This is a genomic window from Candidatus Sarmatiella mevalonica (genome assembly GCF_016751895.1).
In the GTDB taxonomy this organism is placed as follows: Bacteria; Pseudomonadota; Alphaproteobacteria; order Rickettsiales; family Rickettsiaceae; genus Sarmatiella; species Sarmatiella mevalonica.
The window spans coordinates 1-1,202 of the sequence record NZ_JACVVM010000118.1; the positions used below are offsets into that span (position 1 = coordinate 1).

The 1,202-nt window shown below is 37.0% G+C and carries 2 protein-coding genes; both read right to left on the reverse strand.

Annotation, left to right across the window (positions count from 1 at the left end; translation table 11 throughout):
• Window positions 1–192: 192 nt before the first annotated feature.
• Window positions 193–558 carry a GIY-YIG nuclease family protein gene (locus tag Sarmat_RS06670; protein WP_244127170.1) on the reverse strand — a complete coding sequence of 122 codons (366 nt, stop codon included), beginning with the start codon at window positions 556–558 and terminating at the stop codon, window positions 193–195.
• A gap of 391 nt (window positions 559–949) precedes the next feature.
• On the reverse strand, window positions 950–1,202 hold a 253-nt coding region (locus Sarmat_RS06675; protein ID WP_202149966.1), incomplete at its 5' end, for a transposase.

The window sequence follows — 1,202 nt, forward strand, 5'->3', positions numbered from 1 at the left end:
AGGTAAAAGCGCACTTTCAATCTTGCGCTTCCACGCAAAATAAGCAGAATAAAGCAAGAAGCCTGATACTTCGTTCATGTTGATCCAGTTCGTTTTTGATGACTTTTTCATATGAATACTCTCCGATTAATCGTCATTGCGAGGAGCTTGAGACGAAGCAATCTAGGAAACTGCTCTTCATCGCAGTTGTTGTTAAATAATATCTGCATATAAATCTCTCCAATCTGGATTCATTTTTTCGATTAAAATTAATTTTCTTTTACGAGATCCGCCTTTAATTACTTTTTCTCTTAATATAGCAGATATCATAGTTTCATGTGATTCGTAAAATACCAATAGCTTGCATCCATATTTTTTGGTAAAACCTTCAATCACCCCTTCTTTATGTTCATAAACCCTTTTAATGAGGTTAGATGTAACGCCCACGTATAAGGTTCCATTTCTTTTGCTTGCCACAATATAAACAGCTGGATGTTTCATTTGCTCCTGTTTTAACTGGATTGCTTCGTCGTAAGCTCCTCGCAATGACGACTGTCTACATACAGAATATATTTGCATAAAACAGCAAAGTATGTCAAGATAAAGCTGCATACAAGGGGCAAGAAAATAATTTTTGGAATTGAGTAAAATGATTAAGGCTACAAATACTGGATTACCCAAAACACTCTTTCCATTTATATGGCATTTTTTAAAAGAGCATAAAATGATCGTATATATGGTTATATTTTTATCAATTATTGCTGGTTTTTGGAGGCACTTAATAGCGTATTAATTAAGCAATTGATAGATTTGTTCCAAGCGCAAATGATGGCAATGTGGCAGTGCTTGCAATTCCTGCAAGCCTAATCGTTCTAAATTTTATCGTCTTTGATAATTTTACATGGAGAAGTGTTAGAACCAGTCACGCAAAACATTTAACTAACCTATTCAGCATAATTTTTGTGAAAGCTCATTGAACAAAAGCCTTAGCGGATGAAGGGGAAATCTCATAATCCTTGGACAATCTTCTGAAATTACCCAGCCACGCAAACGAGCGTTCCACAAGCCACCGCCATTGCTGAACCTTAAACCCCCTCGTTCCGTCCACCGGCTTGACAATGCTCAGCAAACACCCCTGCGTATGCGCATAAAACCATTTTTGTAAATCACCTTGATACCCCCGATCTGCTAAAACTTTTACCAGCCTCGGAAAGTTTTGCTTT